The organism is Paenibacillus illinoisensis NBRC 15959, from assembly GCF_004000925.1.
GTDB classification, from domain to species: Bacteria; Bacillota; Bacilli; order Paenibacillales; family Paenibacillaceae; genus Paenibacillus; species Paenibacillus illinoisensis.
Genome location: NZ_BIME01000010.1, coordinates 166673 through 192678 on the forward strand (window position 1 = coordinate 166673; position 26006 = coordinate 192678).

Genomic DNA, 26006 nt, shown 5'->3' on the forward strand with positions numbered 1-26006 from the left:
AAGGGGTTTAGCTGTGAGAATTAAGAAAGTATTAGAGTTGTCCATCGATGTAGAGGACATTGTTAACGAAGTGCCTCAGGTGCTTAAGGCCTTGCTGGATACGATGCCAAATCGGGATGATAAGCTTGGGCTGCTTCTTTTACTTAAGCAGGATGTGGATCATTTTTTGAAGGGAGCTGAGACAAATGGCCAACCGATACGCGAACCTGGTCGGGAGCAAGCGGATCAGTGAAGATTTCAATAATATCAATATTGGCTTTGATCGGGTCCAGGCTGAAATGGACACCAAGGGTACGCCGGCCGATGCTCAAGCTAAAGCCGATGCAGCTAAAGCAGCTGCTATTGCTTCAGCTGCAGCTTCTCTGACAGCCCATAAGCAACGAGGAGCCGACGAGCACCCAGCAGCGAGCGGCAACGCCGCAGGTTTCATGTCAGCTGCAGATAAGAAGAAATCAGATGCCAGCACCAGCGCTGCAACGCCTGACACGCTCATGCAGCGAGACGCAGAGGGACGGGCCAAGGTGGCCGCTCCAGCTGCAGCGGATGACATTGCCCGTAAAACAGAAACAGACGCAGTACAGGCTAATCTGGACAGCCATGCAGCGGATACGGACATACACGTTACTGCTGAGGATCATGCCAAACTAGATGGCATTGCTGAAGGAGCTGAGGTCAATCAGAACGCATTTGCCAAGGTAAATGACGTAGAGGCAGCCGCCCCGTCCGATGCTCTGCAGATTACAGGTGGTACTGGGATCACAGTGACAACGGATCCGGCAAGTAAGAAATTAACTGTGACTGCCACAGGGGAAGCGACTCCAGGTGCGCATGCATCTTCCCACATCACAGGTGGATCAGACGTTATTCCTGATGCTGTGATAGGTGGAGCCAGCGGCCTAATGAGCGGTGCAGATGCCAAGTTTGTTCGTGAAGACGGGGAGACAAAGGCAGGAGCTCAAGCGAAGGCCGATGAGGTTAAGACATACGTGGACGGGAGACTGGATATCTCGGAGCGATCAGCCGTTACACTACAGCCAGGTGTCCAAGTTTTACAAGCAGAGCAGGAAGCCCCGTTTTCCTTGAGTGGACTCAAGGGCCGAACGTTGGTTAACTTGCTGGGACGTGAAGGAGGTTGTGAAGCAATCGGTAACTGGAAAACCTTCCAAACTTCTAACGCATTGGATTCCTCTAATAAAACAAGTGGGGTTAATGGATTCAAGATAACTGTTTCCGCAGGGTTCACTGTGGGATCGATTTACCAATCTTCGTATCCGTTCAAAGCCGGAAAATATTATTTGCTTATGGCAGACGTCAAGAACGGGAATGCGATCGGGTTGAGAACCAACATAAGTAGTGGAGGCCCTACAGCTATAAATTACACGGATACGAAATTCGGGCCACAGTACGTGAAATATAATCCCACAACCGATAATGCGGCAAATATTAATATTTCCGTGGAAGGGGCAGCCGGAACGTATGGATATGTTGATTCGATTCGTCTTTACGAACTAAGCGCAACTGAATACGCTGCATTGGACAGCATGACGCTTGAACAAATATCATCCAAGTATCCTTACGTCGATAGCGTTCAACCCGTGCGAAATCCGTACGCGATTCGCTACGGCGAGAATTTGTTGCCACCGTTTTACGAAGCCGAGATTGCTACTGGCGTAAATTTAACATCCCCATACTCGCTATCCTTTTCGTTAACAGGATCGAGTGTAAACGTTGCAAGATATTGGGTTCCGGTGGTCGAAGGGGAGACTTACACATTGACGCCGGGGTTAGTAAACGGAGATAACTTTCAAGTAATCGGTTTTGCTGATGATAAGAGTACGATTACAATGAACTCTTTGGGCGTAGTCAGGGACGCGATTACCTTCACTGTTCCAAGCGGATCAGGGACGAAGTATCTCCGACTAACGCTTATATCCGGTAGTTTAACGGGAATTATGGTTGTGGATAACCCAATGCTCAATATCGGCACAACAGCCAAACCATTCAAACCACGTGAAGATGCCATGCTCGCATTGCAAACGGATTTATACGCTGATCCATTAACCGGGGCGAATGCTGACGAAGTGTTCGAGAAGGACGGGCAATACTTCAAGTTGGCGAAGTGGCGTAAGGGCACATTAGACGGAAGTTTGGTTTATGCGTATAGTTCGAGTAATTCAAGCACTGGATATAAAGCGGTTTACGTTGAAGGTGTGTATAATGATGCCGTCTCAAGGTCAGCAATTGTTGCGAAATTTGATGGTAAAGTCCTCAACTTAAACGCATCATTAACCGCTTCTGATATTCAAAATGGCATAGTTGTAGGAAATCCCACTCGTTTATTCTTGACAATTTCCAACGCAAACAGCGGATGGGGAGACTCTTACAATCCGACAGCCGACGAGATTAAGGCGTATTTCATGGGATGGAAAATGTACCAAGAAGGGAACAGAGAAACACCGTATACGAGCGGAACCAAACAGTGGTTTAAAATTAATCGCCCAGCAGATTCCAGCGTATCATCAATTCCGACGGACACATACTCGGAATGGACGCCATACCAACTCGTATATCAACTTGCAACGCCAACTGTCGAACCGATCACGTCAGAAGGGCAATTGACGTTAAACGAAGGCAATAACCAAGTTGAAGTCGGAACGGGTATCGTGTTGCGTGAACCTAATACAGCGGGTTTATATTCAAATACTTACTATTTAAACGATACGGTTTATGGTAAACCCTTGAAATACAAAGTCTTGGATATTCTTGCTATATTCCGTAACAATCAAAGGGACTACAAATGGACTATTTATTCGGGGAACAATCAATACGGCAATAAAAAAGCAAGCCTTGCATCGGATAAATACGATCCATCCGTAACGTACACGGTAACGTATTTGATGCTGGACAAGTCTCCAATTGTTCCTATCTTCGGATCGGTAGCCGAAAACGAAAAGGCGTTGTTTACGGACTTGGTACAAGACGTTCAACAAGCGAATGCACGTATTAGCGTTGTGGAGTCGAAAAAGGCTGAAAAGGATAGTCCGGCGTGGATTACGCCAACGTTGCTTAATGGTTGGGTTAACTTCTCGAATGGGTTTAGTCCGGCAGGATATTATAAAGATTCATCGGGATATGTGCATATAAGAGGGTTAATCAAGTCCGGATTTGGAGGTGCATTTTTCATGCTTCCAAAAGGATATCGCCCTGCACATGCTTTAGCTATATCAACTATTTCTGCCGCGAATGCCGCAGGCGATGGAGCATTGCCAGCAAGCATAAATGTATTTCCTGATGGTACAGTTATTACTGCTGTTAACTTCCAATCGGGCTTTATGTCATTGGAGGGAATTTCATTTTTAGCTGAACAATAAAGGAGGATTCAAATGAAAGTCGTACCTAAAGTAAATATAGACGGCCTCTATTTGGAGGACGAGTTGGTGGGCGATGCCTTTTCCGGTGTCGTCCCTTTTTATGCCGAGCCAGAACCTCCGGTATTCGATCCGGAAGCATCAGAAGAGGTTGAGGAACCGGAAGACGTGGAAGAGGTTGAACCAGAGATTAAGGGTTACATTGTAGGCGTGCCGGTTCCTGCAGGACTGTTTCGGCCGAAGTTTGATCTGAAGGCATGGGAAGCCTATCTCGAAGAGGAAGAGACAGCACGAACTGAGTATCAAGCTCTTTATGATGCCTGGCTTCAATTACCTGAAGAAGAAAAGGAAGAAGCGCCGCAATATGTCGGTCCCGATTTTCCGGATTTGTGGATCGAAGGGTTAAGCCAGGAAGAGATTGACGAGCTGACCAAGCCGCAGCCTGAAGAACCTTCAGAGCTGGATCTGCTAAAACAGCGACTTGCTGAAGCAGAAGCACGGAATGAGCAGCTGGCTGAGGAAAGTACACTGAATCAAGTTGCTCTGATGGAGCTGCATGCCATGATTTTAGGGTTGTCTTCAGGCGGCGAATCTAATGAGGCTTAAACTTGCCAGGCTGCTGATCCGTTGGGCTTTGTTACTCGTGAAAGGGGGTGAGACTATGTTGGCTGTATACGTGGCCCTGATCCATAAGGGTGTTATTAAGTTGGAAGCTGTACCTACAGGAAGCCGTGAGAAAGTAGCGGAAGCTTTGGAGGCAGCAGGGATGGACCAAAACGGCAATATCGCGTAGCCAGGCGTTCCTGAAACGGAACGCTATTATTATGCCCTCTGGAGTGGTCAGGGGGCTTTTTCATATATACAAAGAGAAGGGGGAGAAAGCCGTGGACGAGAGGGTGAAAGAGATGGCTGACGAAAATTCGAAGTTGCTTGTCGATATTCAGATCCAGCTTGCACGCATAGAGAAAACGCTGGAGGTTGTGCCAACGTTGGCGGCAGCCGTAGAAACGGTCCGTGAGATCGCTCGTAATGCGGACCAGTCATCCAAGTCGGCGCATCACAGGGTAGACATGCTTCAATCCGCGAAAGAGATTGCGGACGATGCTTTGCGTAAAGCTGAATCGGCTTTGGCCACACAGAAAGCACAAGCTGAGGATCAAAAGTGGTTTAAACGCACCTTCTACGGAGCAGTAATTGCCGTAGTTGCAGGGGCTATTGTTACGGCTGTATGGGCCGGACTTAAACTAGGGGGAATGTAATTATGACAATGAAATGGTGGAAAGCTGCAGGAGTTCGGGTGATTAAAACGGGAGCGCAGGTTGCTATTGGCGTAATCGGTGCAACTACTGTATTCACAGAAGTTGATTGGCGTGTAGTGGGTGGGACAGTCGTATTATCAATGATCACCAGCCTGTTAACAAGTTTGGCAGGTTTGCCAGAAGTAAGCAAAGGAGCTGGTACAGATGTTTAAAGTATGGATCGATGCAGGACATGGTGGTAAGGATCCGGGAGCAGTTGCTTACGGGCTCCAGGAGAAGGATGTTGCACTGAAGGTATCGCTCGGAATTAAGGAGCGCATGGAAGCAGCCTATGAAAATGTGCAGGTTTTGCTGTCGAGATCCACGGATGTATTCCTGGAGCTTCGTGAACGGACAAGCAAGGCGAACGCAGCCGGCGCCGATCTCCTAGTCTCCATTCATTGCAACGCTGGTGGGGGAAAAGGTGGATTCGAGTCTTTCCGGTATACATCTGCATCCCAAAACAGCATTAAGCTGCAGGACGTGCTGCACAAGGCGGTCATGGCCAAACTGGGTGGCACTGATCGGGGCCAGAAAGCTCAGAACCTGCACATGGTCCGTGAATCTAAAATGCCGGCAGTACTCACCGAAAATTTATTTGTTGATGTGGCAGCTGACGCGGATCGGCTAAAGCAAGCCAGTGTGATCGATGCAATCATTGAAGGGCATGTCCAAGGGATTGTGGCATATCTGGGGTTGAAAAGCAAGGCAAAGGAGGTCAAGACAATGACTCAGGAAAGAGATATTAACGTCCCGAGTATGTGGGCTGAAACGACATGGAAAGAGGTAACGGAGAAGGGATTCTTCGACGGCACGCGTCCGGGTGCTTTGGTTACTCGAGAGGAGCTGGGGGCTGTCGTCAGCCGGCTGTTGAAGTATGTTGACCAAATAGGTTAAATATGGTAATATAATTTCAAATCCGAAAGCATCGGTAAAAAGGCTCTGCTGGCATAACGCCGGTGGAGCCTTTTTTTTATAATTTTCAGCCACTGATCTTCCAAAAATCAGCCCAAAATCAGCCGAAATACAAGCGTTATACAAACGAAGCGTATTAAAGAAGGTTGTACAATATTTATGAAATCAGGAGAGAGGTGGTTTAAAAAGATGGAAAGTGGATAAAAAAGGAATAGTTTTAATTGTAATCCCTAGTTCCATTGTTTATACTTGTGTCAAAGACAATAGGACTGGAGAACTTGAAATGATCATTCAAACCGGTAGATTCAATACCATTTTTCCAAGGATTGATAATTTAAGGAAAAGAGCCTTCGATATTGAAGAGCGTCTACAAGCTTATTACTCTGCAATAAACGTTATAGCTCTTCCTGACAATGCTCCTGAAATGTTAACGAGGCTTAGCGCAAGTTCTATTAATGGGCATTCGCAAATAGAAATATCACTAAGCAACGCTCAAGTTAATGTGCAATTCGATGAATTGTTTAACACAGATCCTGAGAAGTGTTTGAATTATCTGAAGAAGAGAGCAGATCTTTTAAACGATACAATGCAACCATATTTAATAGATGGTGCACTATTCTCTGGTTTGACTATTGAGGGCATTGTTCCTATTGATAGTGAGCTTGCGGTTGATGTAATTAAAGATAAATTTCTTAATTACCGATCCAACACTGAGCCTTTTGATATTGAATACAAATTGGCCTTTGTATTAGAAGATCGGTATTACGTTAACCTAGTTTTCAGGAATATCAGATTCTTTGAGGGAATCGGAATGAATCCGCAAGATATGGTGTCTATAGTCGAAAAATCCAACCTACTGGGAGTATCTATTGATATTAACGATAGATATCTTTTTAACAGAGATACGGCTTATCGAACTCAGGCGGACACACTTAATGAGATTTACAATATAATGGAACGTATTGTAAAGGATAAGCTACCAAAAATGATTACGGAAGGTGTGATTGAATTATGATGAGTGTAATGAATAGCAGTTCATCTCTCGCCCTCAAATCTGCTGCCGTAATACTGACTACTCTGACTTCAATGTCCGGTATAGCTTCAACAAGCTCATCATTTAGCCCTATGGAAAATAACATTGGTAAATTTAGCTTCGAAGAACAAACTGGGACGCCTGATGTGATTTCATTCAAGAACAAAAATTGGGTAACGGAGGCCCAAGAGCTGTTTCCTGAAATGAGAGACTTCACAAAAGAAGAAGCGGAAAACTACGAGAAAGCACTGGATGAATTATTTGTGCCAACTGGTAGGAACTTCTTTGATTTATGCTAACAGATTTTGTTAAATTTGTAGAAGAGCTATTTCCCTCAATCTCTCCGTACACTAGGGAAGAAGTAAAGCGCTCGATTCGTCAGTTTGAGACCTTAGGGCGTCATACAAAGTTTTGCTTGGCACAGCCATTTGAATTCCTCTCTCAAGGGGATATTATTGCCAATATCCCCTTTGTGAGATTTAATGAAAAAGGTGAGCAATCAACTATGACTGCTATGGGGATGTTGATTTCAAACACGTGTGATGCTGAGAATGATGAATCAATTATGTTTGCTCCTCTGGTTCCCATTTCTAAAATAAAGGGTGATACACATGCGATGAAAAGTAACCTGAATTATCGCTTGTTGTATATTCCAGATGCTAATTTAGATGACTACATAATAGATCTAAGTCTAGTTAATTCCTATTCAAGAAAGCTTATTGAAGGTGGAATGAAAGCTGGGAAAATTCAGAAATTCTCTTCACTGAATAAACTGGGGTATTATTTATTCCTAAGCAAACTAACTGTTCATATGATGCGACCTGAAGATTCAGGGGTACAGTCAATGCGCACTGATATAGCCGGGTAAGCAATCAAGCCCTGTTGACCATATAGGTTAACAGGGCTTTTTGGTTCATTTACTTAATTTGTATAGACAATACTGATTTAATGAAACACTTTCCGCAGCTGCTCGTTCAACCAATTGCCGGTGAAGGCTACGAGGTACCCGAAGATTAAACTTTCCACTGTATTCATCTTCACCGATAGGCTCAGGAATGGCATCTCCATACTCCAGCTTAACTTCCAGGTATCCTTCCATGGCTTCCCGTAAACTTTCATATGCTTCAGCAAAGGTATCCCCGTTGCTCTGACATCCATCTAATTCAGCAACAGTTGCGAAGAAATAGTCACCGCTCTCATCCTTTATCGGTCTGATCTGGATTGTATAGGGTAGAGCCATGTAATAGGCTAAATCTTTCTTTTGATCTTGGTTTGCCATTAATATGCGGCTAGGATATGATGAGGATTAAGGAAAGGGGAGCGGTCACTCCCCAATCCGGTCCAGTACGTCTTTGACGTATGCCGCCTTTAGTGGTTGTTCCTTTTTGATGGTTATCAAGTCTCCTGCTTGGTTTCGGAAATGGAAGTGCGAGCCGTTGCTTCTCACTAATCCGTATCCGTGATGCCGGAGTACCTTGGCGACTTCATCATATTGGATTCCGCTTGGGCGGTCTTTCATTTTCTGGACCAATTTTTCGATCCTAGCCATGTCTCACCTCCTATTTATATAGTACCATATATGGTACTATTATTCAAGTGTCTAATTGGATTATTTTTCTGTTGAATAAAGAACATATGTTCGTATATAATAAATCCAATAAAGGAGGCGATAGTGTGGCGAGTAAATTAAGCGGCAACGGAATGTATGAAGGGTCGAGGATGATCCTGCCTGAGCACCGAGAAGCGTACACCGCATTGTTGGAGGAACAAAAAAAGAGAGGTAAACCTGACCTCGACGAGCAAGCTCAGTTAGAAATTGAATGGGCATTGGTTGAATCATATAATAGAAGAAAGACGGTTGAGTTGGTTGTATTCAGTCCCTTTGAAGACGAACGAATTAAGGGTATTGTTGTCTACATAAATTCAGGGACTAAGGAAATTGAACTTCTCACCAGTGACGGAAATCCTAAACGCGTAAACCTTGCAGAAATTACATCGGCTTCATTCTAAACAACATTTATTCCGCCAGGTAAATCCTTGGCGGTTTTTATTTTATTTAAGTCCATAAACATCAGACCAGAAAAAAAAGGGGCAGACATGGGGCAGACAACCGTATATTCTACAATTGTATGAGCCAGCAATGACTGCCGTAAAATTTTAAAAACCCTGATATATCAAGCTTTTGAAGAAGTGTGACACTTATTGACTAGGCCAAAGATCAGCCTTCCAAGCTGGTAGCGTGGGTTCGATTCCCATCACCCGCTTAACTTAGAGAATCCTCTTGTTAATCACAAGAGGGTTTTCTTTTTTTACTCAAAGTGATGAAAGCGCAGTATTTGCTTTCTTACATTCATTCAAAGCTTTGCAATTCCCCCAACTTCTGGTACAATAACGGAGAAATTGATACTATACATGAATGAGAGGTAACCACACGTCCCATGAAGTAAGACACATGAATTGAACCCCAGTAACTGCAGAAGATGTATGACGCAGTCAGCCGAAGCGGCTGAGCAATGAGGGGATTCGTGTGTCCAAATTCAGCTATGGGATCAGGTGTGTGTGCTAGCCGAGTAATGTGGCTTGTGTACCCTTCTTGGGTGTTTATTTGTCATACCTGGGTGTACCTTGTGCTTGTTTTTTGACGCTTTATCCAAACCTGAATTGCCAGACCGCCGGCGGATGCCAGCGGTTTTTTTTGTTCAGGAAATGATGTCTAAGGTTTCCTGCGAGCCAAGGCAGCTCTGCGTGATCGAGATTAACGATATCATCTCGAAGAAGCTCGGGATGAATTTGATTTTTTAGCGCAGGAAGGATGAAGTCTTATGATGACATTGGTACGCCTACATGAAGTATCAAAAGAATGGAACGGGATGGAATTGTTTGCAGGATTAAATCTGGAAATTAACGAAGGTGAGCGGCTTGCGATTCTCGGTCGCAATGGATGCGGGAAAACCACATTGTTACGCATCATTTTAGGGGAAGAGGAGGGAGGCGGACATATTGAGCGCCACGTCCCGCAGAAGGAGTGGGGATTCATGCGTCAACGCTCTCTAATTGACCCCGATATGAAGGTGCTGGATGCAGTACGGAAGGAAAGTGGCCGGATCTATGAAGTGAAATGTGAGTTGGAAGAACTGGAACGGCGTATGGGCATGAGCGGGAGTGAAGATGAGCAGCGGCTGCTTGAAGCCTATACCGTAGTCATGGAGCAATATGAGCAGCTGAACGGCTACATGTGGGAGACCGAGGTGGAAAAGGTGTTGACCCGTCTGGGTTTAAGCTCGGAGCACTGGAACAGATCCTATCATTCCTTGAGTGGTGGACAAAAAACCAAGGCAAGGCTGGCAGGACTGCTGGTCAGCAAACCCCAATTTCTTATTTTGGATGAACCGACGAATCATCTGGATGAAGATAGCATGCGCTGGCTCGAAGAGTGGCTATCCAATTACACCGGAACGCTGCTCTTTGTTTCACATGACCGGACCTTTATTGATCAGGTAGCAACAGGTGTCATTGAATTTAATCCGCAAACGCTGACCAAATATAAAGGTGGATATTCTGACTATAAAGTTCATAAGGAGAGGGAACGGCGAGAACAGGAAACCCTATACCGCAAACAGGAACTGGAGCGCAAAGCGCTTGAAGAAACCATTCGCAATTATCAGGAGTGGTTCCATAAGGCCCACAATTCAGCAACGGACGTGGAGGTTAAGATCACTCAGAGCTTTTACAAAGCCAAAGCCAACAAAAACATTTCACGTTACCATGCAAAACAGAAACAGTTGGAACGGCTGGAGAATGAACGGGTAGAGAAACCTCGCGATGCAGTCAAGCTAAACATGGAATTGCAAGTTGACACGTTAGCGGCACGCCAGCTGCTTGAAATGAGAGACGTCTGCTTCGCATATCCGGGGGGACATCCGTTATTTCACAATCTGGGAATTGCCGTCGGCCGAGGGGATCGGCTTGCCGTACGTGGACCGAATGGTACGGGGAAAACGACCCTGCTGAAGCTGATGATTGGTGAACTTGAACCAGAGCAGGGGGTGGTGAGAAGGCATCCACAGCTGAAGATCGGCTACTTTTCTCAAGAGCTTGAGGGACTTCCCGAGAATCAGACGCTGCTGGACAGCTTGCTCAGTCTCCCATCCATGACTCAGAGTGCAGCCCGAACCATTCTGGGATGTTTTCTATTTACCAGAGAGGATGTATTCAAGCGCATCGGGAACCTGAGTATGGGAGAGAAATGCAGGGTTGCGTTTTTGAGATTATACTTTGGCGGTGCAAACTTGCTGGTTCTGGATGAGCCGACAAACTATCTGGATATTGATACCCAGGAAGTGATGGAGAATGTATTAAAACAGGCTTCGGGTGCTCTGGTCCTTGTGTCTCATGACCGAATGCTGACCAAAATGCTGGCAAATCGCTTGCTTGATCTGGAGCCTGGAGGGAAGGTTACGGTATTTGAAGGAGGAGTTCTGGATTGGGAAGAGTCGAAAAAACTCCGAGATTCTTCACTTGGCCAGCGGGAATCGGATGATGAACGATTACGCCTGGAAATGCGACTGTCCGAACTGCTATCTCCCATGAGCAATGCAGGCATAGATATCCTTGCCCATCCAGAAGCTGCTGAAGAACGAGCTGCGGAAGCCGCTGAGATCCGTGACATTCAAGAGCGGTTAATTCAGCTTCGGCGGAAGGATGCGAGCAAAAAATAGATGATTGACTGGCTTGCTATTTCGATTGAATTTGCATATAATTATGAACGATCATCGATAAATACGTCGATATAGGTTTGATTCATTAACAAACGTGATGATGGAGACAAGTAAGCAGTGCCTCTGGACAGGGAGGAAGCGCCGTAGATTGAGAGCGTTTCTGTAGAACCAGGCTGCCGAAATTCACTCCGAAGCGGTTCCCTGAACTTGACTTGGCAGCAATTGCTGAGGCTCAGCAGTAGGGGCAAACGGTTAACGGTCGTTATTCCGTACAGAGTGAGACAGACGTGTTACAGGCCGGAAGGGCCAGTCAGCACCGGATGTCTAACAAGGGTGGTACCACGGTCTTTTCGTCCCTTTTGGGGAGAAAAGGCCTTTTTTTGTTGCAATAACACCACATAAAGGGGGCAATTACACATGAAAGAACGTTTAGAAGCATTGAAGATTGAAGCGCTGGAACAATTGTCCGGCGTGAACGATCCGCAGACGCTTGGTGATCTGCGTGTGAAGTATTTGGGGAAAAAGGGTGCATTGACTGAAATTTTGCGTGGCATGGGTGCACTTAGTGCAGAGGAACGTCCCGTAATCGGGCAAGTGGCCAACGACGTTCGCGGCGCCATTGAGGAAGTCATCGACAGCAAGCAGGAGCAATTCCAGAAGGAAGAGACGGCGAAGCGTCTTCAGTCCGAGACCATTGATGTCACCTTGCCAGGACGTCGTGGACGTCAAGGCGGTCTGCATCCACTGACCAAAGTGGTACAGGAAATCGAAGATATTTTCATCGGCATGGGATATCGCGTAGCAGAAGGTCCTGAGGTGGAAATGGATTACTACAACTTTGAAGCACTTAACCTGCCGAAGAATCACCCGGCGCGCGATATGCAGGATTCCTTCTATGTGACCGAAGACCTGTTGATGCGAACCCATACGTCTCCGGTGCAAGTACGCACCATGCAAAGCATGAAAGGGGAAGTACCTGTCAAAGTCATTTGCCCGGGTAAAGTATACCGCCGTGATGATGACGATGCTACGCATTCCTTCCAGTTCAATCAGGTTGAAGGTTTGGTCATCAGCGAAAACATTCGCATGAGCGACTTGAAGGGTACACTGCTGCAATTTGTGCGTGAAATGTTCGGTGCTCACACTGAAATTCGTCTGCGTCCAAGCTTCTTCCCGTTCACCGAGCCAAGTGCTGAAGTGGATGTAACTTGTGTACAATGCGGCGGCAGCGGCTGCCGAGTATGTAAACAAACCGGATGGCTTGAAATTCTGGGCGGCGGAATGGTTCATCCGAAGGTGCTGGAAATGGGTGGATATGATCCCGAGAAGTACAGCGGTTTCGCGTTTGGTATGGGGGTAGAACGTATCGCCATGCTGAAGTACGGTATCGATGACATTCGTCATTTCTATAACAGTGATATGGCATTCCTGAAGCAATTCGGACGGCTGTAAACTTTACGATAAGCAAGCGCTAAAGGAAATTTAGCTAAACCAATTTATAGATTAAGGAAGTGAACGTCCATGAGAGTATCGACAGATTGGCTGTCTGATTATATTGCCCTTGAAGGTGTGACGCCACAGGAACTGGCAGAGAAAATTACACGTGCAGGGATCGAAATCGATGTAGTGGAGAACCGCAACCAGGGCGTAAACAAAGTGGTTGTAGGGTATGTGAAGAGCAAGGAGAAGCACCCGGATGCGGACAAACTGAACGTATGCATCATTGACGCCGGTCAGGAAGAGGATCTTCAGATCGTATGTGGTGCGAAAAATGTGGATGCGGGTCAAAAGGTAGCCGTAGCCCTGGTTGGAGCGAAGCTACCTGGCGGTTTGGATATCAAAAAAGCCAAGCTGCGCGGCGTCGTTTCACTTGGCATGATCTGCTCTGCAAAAGAGCTCGGCATGAACGACAAGTTGCTTCCTAAAGATCAGCAGGAAGGCATTCTTGTCCTGCCGGAGCAAACGGAAATCGGCACACCAATCAGCCAGGTGCTTGGTCTGGACGATCATGTGCTTGAACTGGATCTGACACCAAACCGTTCCGACTGTCTGAGCATGCGCGGTGCAGCTTATGAAGTTGGCGCCATTCTGGGTCGTGAAGTGAAGCTGCCTAATCCGAAAGAACAGCTGGTTGAAGTCGGTGATGCTGCTGCCGATCATATCTCGGTGGAAATCACGGCGCAGGAACAATGCAGTCACTATGCTGCCCGTTATGTAACGGGTATCAAACTGGGAGCTTCTCCGCTCTGGATGCAAAACCGTCTAATGGCGGCTGGTGTTCGTCCAATTAACAATATCGTGGATATCACGAACTATGTCATGCTGGAGTACGGTCAACCGCTGCACGCCTTTGATGCAAATAAACTGGAAAAAGGTCATATTGAAGTACGCATGGCTAAGGAAGGCGAAACGATCGTGACCCTGGATGGTCAGGAGCGTAAGCTGGAACCGCATATGCTGCTGATTACCGATGGCGTGAAACCGGTAGCCATTGCGGGTGTTATGGGTGGCGAGAATTCCGAGGTATCGGAAGGCACAGTCAATCTGCTGCTCGAGTCCGCCAAGTTCGACGGCGGAACGGTTCGAAAAACATCGCGCCAATTGGGGCTGCGTTCCGAAGCTAGCATGCGTTTTGAGAAGGAAGTTGATCCGGGGGCTGTTATCACGGCACTGGACCGTGCGGCTGAATTGATTCAGCGCTATGCTGAAGGCCAAGTACACCAGGGAATTGTGGAAGCTGGAGCCGAGGTGGCAGAGAAGGTTGTTATCCAGCTGTCACTCGACAGACTGAACCGTTATCTGGGAACCGACCTTTCACTGCTTGAGGTGAAAACCATTTTTGCTCGTCTGCACTTTGCATGCGGCGATGCTGAACAAGGATTGCTTGATGTGGAAGTACCAACGCGCAGAGGTGATATTACTCGCGACGTAGATCTCTTTGAAGAAATTGCCCGTTTGTATGGATACGACAACATTCCAACCACATTAATTGAAGGACCGACAACACCAGGAGCCTACACACGCTCACAGGCAATGCGCCGTACCATTCGTGGACTGCTCGCAGGCAGCGGGTGGCAGGAAATGATTAGCTACTCCTTTGTACATCCGGATAAAGCATCCTTGTTCCCGGCATTGACTGCAGGAAGCAAGGCGGTGAAGCTGGCTATGCCTATGAGTGAGGATCGCAGCGTGCTACGCACAAGCGTTCTGCCGCAAATGCTGGATGCAGCAGTGTATAATATGAACCGGAAGCAGGATTCACTTGCTGTATTCGAAGTGGGCAGCGTGTTCTTCACCGAAGAAGAAAAGCTGACGAAGCAGCCGTATGAAATTCCGGTCCTGAGCTTACTGCTTACAGGTAACCGTGCCGCTCAGCAGTGGAATGTAGGGGTAGAAAAAGTGGACTTCTTCGATCTGAAAGGTGCGCTTGAGAACCTGTTCTCCTATGTTGGATTGGAACAACGCATTCGTCTTGTTGCAAACAGTCCGGAAGGGTTCCATCCAGGACGTTCTGCCTCCGTGTATTTGGAAGGGAAGGACGGCGGTGAAGGTAAATTGATCGGTACCATGGGTCAATTGCATCCTGAACTTCAACAACAATATGATCTGAACGATGTGTATATCGCAGAGATTGCTCTTGAGGCAATCTATAGTGAAGCAGACGTGGATATCCGTTACCGTGAGCTTCCGCGTTTCCCGGCTGTTGAACGCGATATTGCCGTAGTCGTAAGTAAAGACATTGAAGCAGGAGCTATGCTCAGCTCGATTCGTGAGGCTGCAGGAGAGCTGCTGCAAACAGTACAGGTATTCGATGTGTTCACAGGCAGCAAACTGGGTGAAGACAAGAAGAGTGTGGCCATGGCGCTTGTGTATCGCAACCGCGAGCGTACACTGACGGACGAGGAAATCACAGAGGTTCATGCTCGTGTGGTTGCCCGTCTGGAGGAGCAATTCGGAGCAGAATTGCGCAAATAGAACAGAAGCCAATTTTTTGAACAACAATTAGCAGGAATTGCTTGAAGTCACATCGAATCCTTAGCATTAGAGGATCGATGTGACTTTTTTGTCATTACAGCTTAGAATCAACATACAGACTTGAAGGAGGGCACAACTGTGACTACACCTGATCGTACACGCGTCACCGTAGAGATCTACGGGACTTCCTATAAACTGGTTGGCAGCAGTGCCGACTATATGAAACAAGTAGCTAATCTGGTGGATGAGCGCATGAGCGCAATTTCCAAGAACCATTCCCGTCTGGATACCCCGCGTATTGCGGTACTGGCGGCTGTACATATGGCTGAACAGTCTCTTCAGACCCAGGAGATCCGTAATGAACTGAAAATGCTGACTGGTGAACGGACAGAACTTCGAAATGAATTGAACAGGCTGAATGCCATTCAAAGTGAACATCAGAAGGAGCTGGAGCGTCGTGACCAGGCGCTGGCTGAAGCGACCAAGCAGAAGACTGAGGCAGAGCAGGCCATGGCGAAGCTGCAATCCGAGAAGCAGGATGAAGTAAACAAGCTGCAATCATTGCTTGAACAGGAACGAAGTCAGGCTGCAGCCCGTGAACAAAAGTTGCAGTCACAGACTGCTGCGCAGCTGAAGGAAGCCGAAGAGAAGATGAAATTGCGCTTGAAAGAAGCCGAAGAGAAGGCGGCCAACCAGCTTAAGCAGGCTCAGGCACAGGCAGCGGGACAGTACAAGGAACTGCAAGATAAGACAGCAGCCCAACTAAAAGAAGTCCAAGCACGGGCTGCTGCTGAGTTACAGCAGAGCCAGGCGAAGGCAGCAGGACAGTACAAGGAACTGCAGGATAAAACAGCAGCCCAGATGAAGGAAGCGGAGAGTCGTGCTGTCGCAGAACGCCAGAAAATCGAGGCAAAGGCAGCACAGCAGGTGCAGGCAGCCAAAGAAGAAGCCGAGGCTGCGATTTTGTCCGAATTGGAACAGGCTGAGAGTCAATTGAAGAAGGTTCAGGAAGAGGCTGAGCTTCAATACCGTGAACTTCAATCCCAAACGGATCAGCGCTTGCAAGAGGCGAAGCAGCAGGCAGAAGAGCAATTAAGATTCCAGCTTGGCAAGGTCCAGGAAGAGCAGACATCACAGCTACAACAAACGAAAGAGGAACACTTAACAGAGATCGAAAAGCTAAAAGCTGATTTCCACGAATCTTCAGAGCAGGCCGAATTGGAATGGATGGAAAAAGAAGCAGCCTACGAGGAGCAGTTACAACAAGTAAAAGCCGAGGCAGCTTCTCAGTTCACAGAAGCCGCAGCTAATGCTGAGGCCAAACTGCAGGAAGAACGTGGGAAACTGCTGCAGCAGCTGGAAAACGAGCGCACACAAGCTGAGGGTCGTGTAGCAGAAATTGAGAACCAGCTTAAGGATATACGCAGGCAGCTTGAAGAGGCCCAGGAAGTGGCTGCTGATCAGGAACAGCAGCTCCAGCAGGAACGCGCTGAGCAGGATGCATTGCGCAAGGAACAAGCGCAGCGCAAACAGGCTCAGGAAGTTCAGGCTCGGCGCATAACGGAACTTGAACAGCAGTTGGGGCAGCTGAAGGAAGACAGTACCCAGCTCCAGGAGCAGCTGCGTGAAACGGAGATCGCTTTGCAAAAGTCTCGTGAAACGGAGCAGGAATGGAAACGACAATACAACGAGACAGTGGAGAGAGAAACTTCTCTTGCAGCACAGCTTCGGAAAGTTCAGGAGCAGCATGGATTGCTTGAAAAAGAAATTCAGAAGCTTCGTGAAGCCGAAGAGAAGTCCGAGAATGAGCAGCGTAGATTGCAGAAAGTTCTGGAGCAGGCTCATGCTGCCGTACGAACACTGCAAAATGAAATCAGCACGCTTACCGAAAGCGGAAAATCCTGGAAAGACCTGGCCGAACAGCGCCTTGTCGAAATGGGAGAGCTGGAGACTCAGGTGCTTGAAGCAGCAGAACAGAATGAAACATTAGAGTCTGGTGTACAGTCCCTTCATGATGAATTAACCGTGGTTAAGGAAGAAGCTCGTAGTTACAGAGAAGAAGCGAATCGCTATAACGAGCAGGCAAGTCGTGTGCAGCAGGAGCGCGAACAGCTTGAAGAGGAGCTGAACCGGATCCGTGAAGAACTAAACCAACTTCAGGAATCCTATAAACAAATCCGCAACGATTATGGGGATGCATTGCAGCGGGAGGAAAATCACACGCGCAAGCTGGCTGAACTGGATCAAGAAAAGCAGGCACTGGAACAAGCAATTGCAACATCCGGCGAGCATGCTGCCAAGCTAACTGAGCAAATCGCAGAACAAAGAAACTTGCTTGCACAGACAGAGGAAGAAGCACTTGAATGGCAGATTAAGCATGAAGAGTTGTCTGCAAAACAGGCAGAGCTTATATTACAACTGGATGAGTTAAAGGAGCGAGAAACCGGGTTACTCTCTCGTGTGGAACAAGCCGAGCAGCAGGACCAGGTCTGGCAGCGTCGTGCAGATGAATGGGCCGTACAGGAGCAATCCTGGCAGGAACGCTGGAACCTGCTTGAGAATGAATTGAATGCTTGGCAGAAGGAAAGTGCCGCCAGTGTTGAAAAGGTAGAGGCGCTAGAACAGGAGCGTGAGCAGCTCGATAAGCTCCGTAACGAAGCCATAGAAGAGAAACAAACGATGGAAAATGAACTGCTGGAGATTGGTGAGCGCTACGAACTCGCTGCGAATCAGCTTAGACTGCTGCAGGTTGAACGCGAAATGGAGCAGGAGAAGGCAGAGCAGCTGAACATGGAGTATCGCCAGCTGCGGGATGAATATACGAAATTGCAGACGGAATATAACGAATGGATCGAATTGATTGAACAGGATCAGACCTAAGGGTATCAGATCATAACTAAAATCATGGGCATCGAACGATTGTACAATTTGTTATAATACAGAAAGAGCTCCCGTCGTTACGGGGGCTCATTGTCTTGGGACTTATTCTTCGACAATAATTTTGGAGATCATGCTGCTATGTCCACTTCCACAGAACACGGAGCAGGACATCTCGAATTCTCCAACCTTGTCAGGAGTAATAACTTTAGAGCTGTTTCTGGTGTCCAGCTGAAGATTCAGCTCAGGAACGAGAATGCCATGATTACCATTGACGTTTTCGTAAACAATGTTAACGGGGACCCCTTTTTTAAGATGGTATTCCGGTTGGTCAAATTCATAGTTGCTCGCTTTAATGACGAGTTCCTCACTTGCGGTTACGCCTGGATCGGATTCACCGCTGCTGCCCGAATCTGCTGATTGTTTGCTTCCTCCGCAAGCGGCGAGAACCAGAATTAACATGCAGGCTGCAAGCCAAGCCATAGTCTTTTTCATCATGAGCCTCCTTAAGCATGATATAGATGAAATTTTAATCATTTCTCAAGTCATCATACCGCAAAATGGTAAGGCCTGTACATGAAGGCTATGTCGTTTTTTTGAAGATTAGTTAGTAAGGTTTTCTCTCTAATCTTGAGGAATGGCCGAGAGGTTATGGAAATGAAAAAACCTCATCTGGCATATGGCCATCAGAGGTTTAAGGAAGAATCGCAGGTGTTGCATGCAGTTGCATTATTAGGTGCTTCTTAGTTATTCTTGGAGCTTCGTCCTGCTTCAAAAGGTGTGGATACCGGAATGAACAAATCGATAATCCCAATCACCAACGCAGCAAGAATAGCGCCAAGCAAACTAACTTCGACATGGTCAACAATATATTGACCAAGCCAGATCACCAATGCACTGACAATGAAGCCGACGATTCCGCGGCCAAAAGGAGTGACTCTTTTGCCAAAGACGCCTTCAATGATCCAGCCGAGCAGCGCAATAACCAGAGCGAGCAGCAGAGCGCTCCAGAAACCACCGACAGCAAATCCAGGAACGATCCAGCTGACAACCATCAATACGATTGCAGCGATGATAAAACGTACGACATGTCCCAAGAAGTTCAACGTGTTTACCTCCTTTAAGTTCAGATCGGATTATGCATTTGGAACCATCACACATGGAGAGGTTGCAAAATCCTGACACCTGTAGTTTGCGGCATGATGTCAGAACTTATGTGTGGAAGGATTCGTTAAATAGCGCAGTAAAGTTTCTTTCGTTATAATACAGATATAGTTTGGAAGGAGTTGTACACTTGGACACGAAAATTTTACACACACTGGAATACCGCAAAATTTTAAATACATTGCAAAGCTATGCCCAAACAACCATGGGTAAGAAGAAAGCGGAACAACTGGAACCCATCAGTGAACTGGAAGAAGTAAAACGGCTGCTCCAGCAGACCGATGAAGCCTTCACTTTTGATCGTCTGAAAGGGTCGCCTTCTTTTGGAGGCATTGTGGACATCACGGCATCCGTGAAACGGGCCGAAATTGGAGGAACCCTGAATCCGCATGAACTTCTCGGGATTTCCAATACAACCTTGGCTGCTCGCCGTTTGAAACGTCAGATTGCCGCTCTTCACGAAGATGAGAAGATTGAGTCCCTGTTCTTTATCAGCAATCAGCTGTCGGAGCAAAAAGCACTCGAAGACGCGATTCGCGTCTGTATTGATGACAATGCAGAAGTAGCGGATAGTGCCAGTGTAACTTTGGCCCAGATCCGACGTGAGCTGCGCGGGGGAGAAGCCAGAATCCGTGAGAAACTGGATTCCATGATTCGTTCCTCGACCGTATCCAAAATGCTTCAGGATCAGCTGATCACCATTCGTGGAGACCGATTTGTCATCCCGGTAAAAGCGGAATATCGTTCTTACTTCGGCGGGATCGTACACGATCAGTCAGGTTCAGGAGCCACGCTGTTTATCGAACCAGAGTCCATTGTAGCGATGAACAATAAATTGCGTGAGACCCGAATCCGGGAAGAACGCGAAATTGAAGTGATTTTGCAGAAATTGACAGCACTTGTCAGTGAGCAGGGTGAGTGGCTGTTGTATGATGTCGATTTGCTGGGTTCCCTGGACTTTATCTTCGCCAAAGCACGGCATGCCCGTGAATTAAAAGCCACCTTGCCGCGCATGAATGATCGTGGGTTTATTAAGCTCAAAAAAGGTCGCCACCCGCTGATTGCTATTGAAAACGTGGTGCCGACAGATATTGAGCTGGGCAATGATTATACATCCATTATTGTGACGGGACCGAATACGGGTGGTAAAACCGTAACACTCAAAACGATTGGATTACTAAGCCTGATGGCGATGTCCGGCTTGTTCGTTCCTGCCGAAGATGGCAGTCAGCTCTGCGTATTTGACGCAATCTATGCCGATATTGGGGACGAACAGAGCATTGAGCAGAATCTGAGTACGTTCTCCAGCCATATGACAAACATTATCCGAATTCTGAAAAATATGACTACCAAAAGTTTGGTGCTGCTTGACGAGCTGGGTGCAGGAACGGATCCTGCCGAAGGATCGGCACTGGCGATCTCCATTCTGGAACATATGCATCAGACAGGATGCCGCATGGTAGCGACAACACACTACAGTGAGCTGAAAGCTTATGCTTATGAACGTAAAGGTGTCATTAACGCCAGCATGGAGTTCGATGTGAATACGCTAAGCCCGACCTACCGTTTACTGGTCGGTGTTCCGGGACGAAGCAACGCATTTGCGATCGCTGAGCGCCTTGGTTTGCCGGGATACATTCTCGATTATGCTCGCGGGGAAGTGAAGGAAGAAGATCAGCGTGTCGAACACATGATTGCTTCCCTGGAAGAAAACCGGCTTACAGCCGAGCAGGAACGGGAGAATGCGGAGCGTCTCCGTCAGGATATGGAGAAATTGCGGAGCCGTCACCAGTCCGAACTCGAGAAGCTGGAACAGCAGCGTGAACGCCGGATTGAAAAAGCAGAGGAAGATGCTCGTAACATCGTGGACAAGGCGAGAGCCGAAGCAGAGAAAATTATTGCGGACCTGCGTCAGCTTGCGATGGAGGAAGGCGCATCCGTGAAAGAGCATAAGCTGATTGCTGCCCGCAAACAGCTGGATGAAGCTGAACCGGAGAGACGTAAAAAGACAGTGAAGCGTACTGGATCAGCACCAAAAACCCGGGCGATCGGCCCAGGGGATGAAGTGCATGTGTACAGCTTGAACCAAAAAGGGCATGTCGTGGAATTATCGGGCAGCAAAGAAGCGGTAGTACAGCTGGGGATTATGAAAATGAAAGTATCCCTGGATGATCTGGAACTGAAGCAATCTGCGCCAGAAGCCAAGCCTAAGCAGAAACCGGTCACTGGCATGAAGCGTACACGTGATGACAACGTGAAGAGTGAACTGGATCTGCGAGGAACCAATCTGGAGGAAGCATTGATGGAGACGGACCGTTTTATCGATGAAGCCTTCCTGGCGAATCTGGGTCAGATTTATATTATTCACGGTAAAGGGACTGGAATTTTGCGATCCGGTATTCAGGATTATCTGCGTAAGCATAAACATATTAAAAGTTACCGGCTGGGCAATTACGGAGAAGGCGGAAACGGCGTAACTGTTGCAGAATTGGAATAGCCGGACCTTGAAACAACAGTGTTCCACTGCGTGGTGAGAGGGGCAGTGGAACAGGGAAGGGGAACAGTGAGTGAAAGGGACGATTGACCAATTGCTGTCTCATCCCTTGGGGATGGTACTCGGTTTTTTCTCAGTAGCCATAATGGAGCTGCTTGTATTTCTGGCTTGTTTTGAACTAGTAACCAAATACAAATGTTGGGATGAGATCAAGAAAGGCAATGTAGCTGTTGCCATGGCTACGGGAGGCAAGATCTTCGGGATCTGTAATGTGCTTCGATTCTGCATACAAGCCAAGTCTTCTGTCTATGAAGCCATGACATGGTCGTTTGTAGGCTTTGCTCTACTGCTTATTGCTTATTTTCTGTTTGAGTTTCTGACACCGGTATTCTCCATTGACAAGGAAATTGAGCGAGATAACCGGGCAGTGGGCTTGATATCCATGATTATTTCTGTCTCGTTGTCATTTGTCATCGGCGCGAGCATCATGTAGGGGGACCTGGCATGAAGATATTGATCCGAATTTTGTTTGCGGCTTCTATTGTGTTTTTTGCTATCGGTGTTATATACGTCATGAACACCTGACAATAAGACTGTATAAAAGAAAGGTTGATTCAATTGGAAACAACAGTATGTCCGTGGTGTCACACCGAGATTGTATGGGATGAGGAATTGGGCCCTGAAGAAGAGTGTCCCTATTGTCACAATGAACTGAAGGGTTATCGTACGCTGAACATCAACATTGGAGAAGAAGAGGACGAAGATGAGGCCGGCGATATTTACGATGTTGATGATGCTCAGGACAGCGATCAAACCACTGACCTCACGGCATTGTGGGGAGATGAAGTCGAACTGAAATTGCCTGAACTGCGAACACTAACCAAATATGCGGACGATGGAAATGATCTAATCCTATATGAAGAAGGTGTGGAGAAACAGCTGGATCTGCAGGAAGAAGTACCGGAATGTCCACATTGCCGTGAATTCATGATTCTCGCAGGTACACAAACGTCCACGAAGGACACATTCACTCCTGTAGCTAACGCGGTTTCAAGAACAGATTCCCTGCTGGATGCACCATTTACAGTACAGATGTATGTCTGCTCCGGCTGTTTCCAAGTTCAATATAGTTTGTCTGAGGATGATCGTCTGCGCCTGATTCAAAATCTGAGCGCCAAGAAGTAATTTCCACTCCATTAAAATGAAATATTCCTGAGATTCGTCATGTTTTTCCTCTGCTTGGGGTACGTTAACCCTGAGACTTGCCGCGAAGCGCTGACTTCAAGCGGAATAAGGAGGGAGCAGATGAAGATATCTCTGGGCCGACAATCCATTCTGCTTCTGGGCGTGAATGGATTGTTTGTGTTAGCCGGAGCTTTGTCGGGGACGTTTCTGAATGTATATCTATGGAAGAGTCGTCCGGACTATGCGATGCTGGGATGGTTTACAGTAAGTCAACAGCTTGCACTTGGATTGACATTCTGGTTAGCCGGTAAATGGGTCAAAGAACATAATAAAATGAGTGCGCTGCGTCTAGGCACAGCATTGTCTGGCATTTTTTATATGCTTGTACTGTGGGCTGGACCAAGAGCGGTGGATTGGATATGGCCACTCGGCATATTGCTCGGATGTGCTCTGGGTCTGTTCTGGATCGCTTTTAATGTAGTGTACTTTGAAGTTACAGACCGGGAGAACAGGGACCTGTTCAATGGATGGGTCGGGTTGTTGGGCTCCATGACAGGAATCATTGGTCCCTGGTTCTCGGGATTGATTATCTCGAAGATGGCGGATAATTCGGGTTATCGGCTCATTTTTACCGTGTCACTTGTGATATACGTGATTGCAGTTGTCTTCAGCTTTTTTTTGAAAAAGAGAAAAGTGAGCGGCACCTACCGCTGGTCGGAACCCTGGCAGCAATTATCAAGACCAGGCAGCGAGTGGAGACCGCTGGGGCTAGGATTGGCCGCCCAAGGTGTAAGGGAGGGCGTATTCGCCTTTCTAATTGCATTGCTCGTTTATGTAGCCACGGAACAGGAGTACAAGCTGGGTCAGTTCTCATTAATTACATCCGCCGTAGCTTTGGTCAGTTATTGGATGGCGGGCAAGTGGTTCAAACCGCATTATAGATCGAAAGGTATGTTGACGGGGGCAATTATATTATTTCTCGTTCTCCTGCCTCTCATCTGGAAGGTAAGCTATGGCACGCTTTTGATTATGGGGGTTGGCTCAGCACTGGCCATGCCGTTATACATGCTTCCCATGATTGCGGCAGGATTCGACTTGATGGGCATGAGCGGCGAAAATGTGGAGAAAAGGGTTGAACTTGTCGTTTTAAGGGAACTCTGTCTGATGACAGGCCGCCTAGCTGGTCTTGCCGTGTTTATCATTATTGTAATGAATAGCCCTTCACTTCGTACGTTAACCTGGCTCATCGTGGTTTTGGGAGCTTTCCCATTAATCGGCTGGGTCTTTATGCGTAAAATGTTAGTAGGGCCGGAGCAGGGTAAGCCAGCGTCCTAATTCGTTTGGTCACAACAGAAAAAGGTGCAGAATCAGGAAAGCCATTCCTGATCTGCACCTTTTTCTATTTTACACGGGGGAAGGTTTAGTGGTTCTGGTTAGAGAGAACAGTTCCATGTCTTCGTTATGGCTCCCAGTAATCACATCCGTAAGAATGGATGCAGCAATCATGCTATATACTGTCCCGTTGCCCCCATATCCTTCAATAAAATAACAGTTCGGGAATTCAGGGTGAGGGCCTATCAGAGGAAATCCATCATGGGTGCTGCCGAATACTGCTTCCCAGGCATAGTCTATTTCCAGATCCGGAAGTGGGAAATAGTTAGATACCTTTTTAAGTAAATCCTCGCCCCTATGCTCGGCCCGAATTGCACGCTGATCTTCACGCGGAATTTCCTCATCGAGACCTCCGGCAATAATTCTGCCATCTGGTGTGGTGCGCATGTATAAATATGGACGAGCCGTTTCCCATATCATGCTGTGATTGTACCAGCTGCTAAGATCTCTTAGTGGCTTGGTTGCAATCGCATAAGTGCTCTTCAGATATGCACCACGGTCATTTTTGATCTCCTGGGTCTCATAACCCGTAGAGAAGATAACCTGCTTGGCGCGAATTGTTCCGTTCGGAGTGTAACAGAGGACACCTTCTTCACCATATTCACAATGGATCATCTCCGTCCGTTCGTACACCTGAGCACCCTTTTTAGTAGCAGATTGAAGGAGGCCATGTACTAGCCTATAGGGGTTAACTTCGGCATCTCCTTGGGTATACAGCGCCATCGGTTTGCTGAATGGGAAATGGGCACTAATTTTGTCCCGATTCCACAGCTCAACGTCGAAGCCGTGGGTTTTGAGCGTATGGTATTCTTCTTCCAAAAGAGCCATATCCTCTTCACGGCTTGCACAATACAAGCTTGTACGAGGGATATACCATGGATCAATGTCCAGACTCGAAGCGGTCTCTTCTAATTGCTGCATGGCCATACGGCATAGTTCATAAAAACGTACCCCGCGTTGTTCGCCAAAGGTATGTATACAGGAGGTAAGCGTTTTGTCATTAGAGTATTGCAGTAGTCCCGTGTTAGCCATACTGCTGCCATGACCGATTTCTCTTTTATCAATCACAACAGTATGCAAACCTCTCTTGGTTAATAGTTTGGCGGACAGTGCTCCTCCCATACCACCACCGATAATGAGACAGTCACAAGATATCTCGCCTTCTAGAACAGGATAACTGTATGGGGATGTGAATGTACTTGGCCAGAATGTATTGCCATTAATAAGTTCCATTATGAATCACCTCGGTTTGGATTGTTAAATAAGTATACTTTTGCAGGACAAGGTAACAATAAATTCGCATAAACTTTAGGTTAAGGAGGAAAAAAGCACATGCAAAATACGCAGATGCAGGCGCTTAGCCCCAAGGAACTGAACTACATTGCGGATTCGATCTCCAATGAAGAAATGCTGATCAAACAGTGTGCAGCAACAGCTTCCATCACACATAACCCGCAGATCCAGCAAGCGCTGAATCAGTATGTACGCTCACATGAACAGCATCTGAACACACTCGTCAATGTCCTTCAGCAGCATCAGTCCCTTGCACCAACACAGTCTTAGGTAGTCCCAAGATATTAAATGTAT

Annotated in this window: 25 protein-coding genes and 1 tRNA gene; 21 read left to right on the plus strand and 5 right to left on the minus strand. The window is 47.1% G+C overall.

Going from position 1 to position 26006, the window contains the following annotated elements:
• Window positions 1-13: 13 nt before the first annotated feature.
• The 10 genes from PIL01S_RS22090 to PIL01S_RS22135 all read left to right on the plus strand — a co-directional run bounded on the left by PIL01S_RS22090 (window position 14) and on the right by PIL01S_RS22135 (window position 7482).
• Window positions 14-232, plus strand: a complete 219-nt coding sequence (locus tag PIL01S_RS22090) for a hypothetical protein (protein WP_127539396.1) — start codon at window positions 14-16, stop codon at window positions 230-232.
• Window positions 186-3371: a hypothetical protein gene (locus PIL01S_RS22095; protein WP_127539397.1), complete on the plus strand. Its 3186-nt coding sequence runs from the start codon at window positions 186-188 to the stop codon at window positions 3369-3371. Before PIL01S_RS22090 ends, PIL01S_RS22095 begins: the two co-directional genes overlap by 47 nt.
• A 12-nt stretch (window positions 3372-3383) precedes the next feature.
• A complete protein-coding gene (locus PIL01S_RS22100) occupies window positions 3384-3974 on the plus strand; it encodes a hypothetical protein (RefSeq protein ID WP_127539398.1) in 591 nt (196 codons plus the stop codon).
• Window positions 3964-4161, plus strand: a complete 198-nt coding sequence (locus PIL01S_RS22105; RefSeq protein ID WP_127539399.1) for a CD1375 family protein — start codon at window positions 3964-3966, stop codon at window positions 4159-4161. Before PIL01S_RS22100 ends, PIL01S_RS22105 begins: the two co-directional genes overlap by 11 nt.
• 91 nt (window positions 4162-4252) lie before the next feature.
• Entirely contained in the window at window positions 4253-4627 is a 375-nt protein-coding gene (locus tag PIL01S_RS22110; protein WP_127539400.1) for a hypothetical protein, read from the plus strand.
• 2 nt (window positions 4628-4629) lie between these two features.
• A complete protein-coding gene (locus PIL01S_RS22115) occupies window positions 4630-4839 on the plus strand; it encodes a holin (RefSeq protein WP_127539401.1) in 210 nt (69 codons plus the stop codon).
• The gene (locus PIL01S_RS22120; protein ID WP_127539402.1) at window positions 4832-5563 is read left to right on the plus strand and encodes an N-acetylmuramoyl-L-alanine amidase; all 732 of its coding nucleotides are present in this window, start codon (window positions 4832-4834) and stop codon (window positions 5561-5563) included. Before PIL01S_RS22115 ends, PIL01S_RS22120 begins: the two co-directional genes overlap by 8 nt.
• Window positions 5564-5864: 301 nt before the next feature.
• Window positions 5865-6596 carry a hypothetical protein gene (locus tag PIL01S_RS22125; RefSeq protein WP_127539403.1) on the plus strand — a complete coding sequence of 244 codons (732 nt, stop codon included), beginning with the start codon at window positions 5865-5867 and terminating at the stop codon, window positions 6594-6596.
• Window positions 6593-6913 carry a hypothetical protein gene (locus tag PIL01S_RS22130; RefSeq protein ID WP_127539404.1) on the plus strand — a complete coding sequence of 107 codons (321 nt, stop codon included), beginning with the start codon at window positions 6593-6595 and terminating at the stop codon, window positions 6911-6913. The genes PIL01S_RS22125 and PIL01S_RS22130 overlap by 4 nt, the downstream gene beginning before the upstream one ends.
• A complete protein-coding gene (locus tag PIL01S_RS22135) occupies window positions 6907-7482 on the plus strand; it encodes a hypothetical protein (RefSeq protein WP_127539405.1) in 576 nt (191 codons plus the stop codon). The genes PIL01S_RS22130 and PIL01S_RS22135 overlap by 7 nt, the downstream gene beginning before the upstream one ends.
• A 45-nt stretch (window positions 7483-7527) precedes the next feature.
• On the opposite strand, the gene PIL01S_RS22140 is transcribed toward PIL01S_RS22135, so the two are convergent.
• Together PIL01S_RS22140 and PIL01S_RS22145 are read right to left on the minus strand one after the other, a co-directional pair.
• Window positions 7528-7893 carry a type II toxin-antitoxin system HicB family antitoxin gene (locus PIL01S_RS22140; RefSeq protein ID WP_127539406.1) on the minus strand — a complete coding sequence of 122 codons (366 nt, stop codon included), beginning with the start codon at window positions 7891-7893 and terminating at the stop codon, window positions 7528-7530.
• A 45-nt stretch (window positions 7894-7938) separates the two neighbouring features.
• Window positions 7939-8163: a type II toxin-antitoxin system HicA family toxin gene (locus tag PIL01S_RS22145; RefSeq protein WP_076328831.1), complete on the minus strand. Its 225-nt coding sequence runs from the start codon at window positions 8161-8163 to the stop codon at window positions 7939-7941.
• Between the two features lie 125 nt (window positions 8164-8288).
• Between PIL01S_RS22145 and PIL01S_RS22150 the strand changes: the two genes are divergently transcribed.
• The 6 genes from PIL01S_RS22150 to zapA all read left to right on the plus strand — a co-directional run bounded on the left by PIL01S_RS22150 (window position 8289) and on the right by zapA (window position 18187).
• Window positions 8289-8624, plus strand: a complete 336-nt coding sequence (locus PIL01S_RS22150) for a YolD-like family protein (RefSeq protein ID WP_127539407.1) — start codon at window positions 8289-8291, stop codon at window positions 8622-8624.
• A 178-nt stretch (window positions 8625-8802) separates the two neighbouring features.
• Window positions 8803-8875, plus strand: a tRNA-Gly gene (locus PIL01S_RS29590).
• Window positions 8876-9436: 561 nt separating this feature from the next.
• Entirely contained in the window at window positions 9437-11332 is a 1896-nt protein-coding gene (abc-f, locus tag PIL01S_RS22155; RefSeq protein WP_127539408.1) for a ribosomal protection-like ABC-F family protein, read from the plus strand.
• Window positions 11333-11749: 417 nt separating this feature from the next.
• Window positions 11750-12784 carry a phenylalanine--tRNA ligase subunit alpha gene (pheS, locus tag PIL01S_RS22160; protein ID WP_095288315.1) on the plus strand — a complete coding sequence of 345 codons (1035 nt, stop codon included), beginning with the start codon at window positions 11750-11752 and terminating at the stop codon, window positions 12782-12784.
• A gap of 69 nt (window positions 12785-12853) precedes the next feature.
• Entirely contained in the window at window positions 12854-15307 is a 2454-nt protein-coding gene (gene pheT, locus PIL01S_RS22165; protein ID WP_127539409.1) for a phenylalanine--tRNA ligase subunit beta, read from the plus strand.
• A 138-nt stretch (window positions 15308-15445) separates the two neighbouring features.
• Entirely contained in the window at window positions 15446-18187 is a 2742-nt protein-coding gene (gene zapA, locus PIL01S_RS22170) for a cell division protein ZapA (RefSeq protein WP_164764307.1), read from the plus strand.
• Window positions 18188-18289: 102 nt separating this feature from the next.
• Here zapA and PIL01S_RS22175 read toward each other — a convergent pair whose 3' ends face one another.
• Together PIL01S_RS22175 and PIL01S_RS22180 are read right to left on the minus strand one after the other, a co-directional pair.
• The gene (locus tag PIL01S_RS22175; protein WP_127539411.1) at window positions 18290-18679 is read right to left on the minus strand and encodes a cytochrome C oxidase subunit II; all 390 of its coding nucleotides are present in this window, start codon (window positions 18677-18679) and stop codon (window positions 18290-18292) included.
• 248 nt (window positions 18680-18927) lie between these two features.
• Entirely contained in the window at window positions 18928-19290 is a 363-nt protein-coding gene (locus PIL01S_RS22180; protein ID WP_127539412.1) for a phage holin family protein, read from the minus strand.
• Window positions 19291-19478: 188 nt separating this feature from the next.
• On the opposite strand from PIL01S_RS22180, the gene PIL01S_RS22185 reads away from it, so the two are divergent.
• From PIL01S_RS22185 to PIL01S_RS22200, 4 genes are all read left to right on the plus strand, one after another.
• Window positions 19479-21845, plus strand: coding sequence for an endonuclease MutS2 (locus PIL01S_RS22185; RefSeq protein WP_127539413.1), 2367 nt, complete (start codon window positions 19479-19481; stop codon window positions 21843-21845).
• Window positions 21846-21915: 70 nt separating this feature from the next.
• Window positions 21916-22335 (plus strand): DUF350 domain-containing protein, encoded by a 420-nt coding sequence (locus PIL01S_RS22190; protein WP_164764308.1) that lies wholly within the window; start codon window positions 21916-21918, stop codon window positions 22333-22335.
• Window positions 22336-22460: 125 nt separating this feature from the next.
• Window positions 22461-23027: a hypothetical protein gene (locus PIL01S_RS22195; protein ID WP_127539414.1), complete on the plus strand. Its 567-nt coding sequence runs from the start codon at window positions 22461-22463 to the stop codon at window positions 23025-23027.
• Window positions 23028-23147: 120 nt separating this feature from the next.
• Entirely contained in the window at window positions 23148-24362 is a 1215-nt protein-coding gene (locus tag PIL01S_RS22200) for an MFS transporter (protein WP_127539415.1), read from the plus strand.
• 69 nt (window positions 24363-24431) lie between these two features.
• Here the strand turns inward: PIL01S_RS22200 and PIL01S_RS22205 are convergent, their stop codons facing one another.
• The gene (locus PIL01S_RS22205) at window positions 24432-25652 is read right to left on the minus strand and encodes an NAD(P)/FAD-dependent oxidoreductase (RefSeq protein WP_127539416.1); all 1221 of its coding nucleotides are present in this window, start codon (window positions 25650-25652) and stop codon (window positions 24432-24434) included.
• 99 nt (window positions 25653-25751) lie between these two features.
• Here PIL01S_RS22205 and PIL01S_RS22210 point away from each other — a divergent pair, with 99 nt between their 5' ends.
• Window positions 25752-25982: a hypothetical protein gene (locus tag PIL01S_RS22210; RefSeq protein ID WP_127539417.1), complete on the plus strand. Its 231-nt coding sequence runs from the start codon at window positions 25752-25754 to the stop codon at window positions 25980-25982.
• Window positions 25983-26006 lie beyond the last annotated feature (24 nt).

Bases quoted from the DNA above. Each gene is read 5' to 3' on its own strand.
- PIL01S_RS22175 (WP_127539411.1), bottom strand. From the start codon at position 18,679: ATGAAAAAGACTATGGCTTGGCTTGCAGCCTGCATGTTAATTCTGGTT.
- PIL01S_RS22105 (WP_127539399.1), top strand. From the start codon at position 3,964: ATGAGGCTTAAACTTGCCAGGCTGCTGATCCGTTGGGCTTTGTTACTC.
- PIL01S_RS22210 (WP_127539417.1), top strand. From the start codon at position 25,752: ATGCAAAATACGCAGATGCAGGCGCTTAGCCCCAAGGAACTGAACTAC.
- PIL01S_RS22200 (WP_127539415.1), top strand. From the start codon at position 23,148: ATGAAGATATCTCTGGGCCGACAATCCATTCTGCTTCTGGGCGTGAAT.
- PIL01S_RS22130 (WP_127539404.1), top strand. From the start codon at position 6,593: ATGATGAGTGTAATGAATAGCAGTTCATCTCTCGCCCTCAAATCTGCT.
- abc-f (WP_127539408.1), top strand. From the start codon at position 9,437: ATGATGACATTGGTACGCCTACATGAAGTATCAAAAGAATGGAACGGG.
- PIL01S_RS22145 (WP_076328831.1), bottom strand. From the start codon at position 8,163: ATGGCTAGGATCGAAAAATTGGTCCAGAAAATGAAAGACCGCCCAAGC.
- PIL01S_RS22135 (WP_127539405.1), top strand. From the start codon at position 6,907: ATGCTAACAGATTTTGTTAAATTTGTAGAAGAGCTATTTCCCTCAATC.
- PIL01S_RS22115 (WP_127539401.1), top strand. From the start codon at position 4,630: ATGACAATGAAATGGTGGAAAGCTGCAGGAGTTCGGGTGATTAAAACG.
- PIL01S_RS22125 (WP_127539403.1), top strand. From the start codon at position 5,865: ATGATCATTCAAACCGGTAGATTCAATACCATTTTTCCAAGGATTGAT.
- PIL01S_RS22120 (WP_127539402.1), top strand. From the start codon at position 4,832: ATGTTTAAAGTATGGATCGATGCAGGACATGGTGGTAAGGATCCGGGA.
- pheT (WP_127539409.1), top strand. From the start codon at position 12,854: ATGAGAGTATCGACAGATTGGCTGTCTGATTATATTGCCCTTGAAGGT.
- pheS (WP_095288315.1), top strand. From the start codon at position 11,750: ATGAAAGAACGTTTAGAAGCATTGAAGATTGAAGCGCTGGAACAATTG.
- PIL01S_RS22100 (WP_127539398.1), top strand. From the start codon at position 3,384: ATGAAAGTCGTACCTAAAGTAAATATAGACGGCCTCTATTTGGAGGAC.
- PIL01S_RS22205 (WP_127539416.1), bottom strand. From the start codon at position 25,652: ATGGAACTTATTAATGGCAATACATTCTGGCCAAGTACATTCACATCC.
- PIL01S_RS22140 (WP_127539406.1), bottom strand. From the start codon at position 7,893: ATGGCAAACCAAGATCAAAAGAAAGATTTAGCCTATTACATGGCTCTA.
- PIL01S_RS22095 (WP_127539397.1), top strand. From the start codon at position 186: ATGGCCAACCGATACGCGAACCTGGTCGGGAGCAAGCGGATCAGTGAA.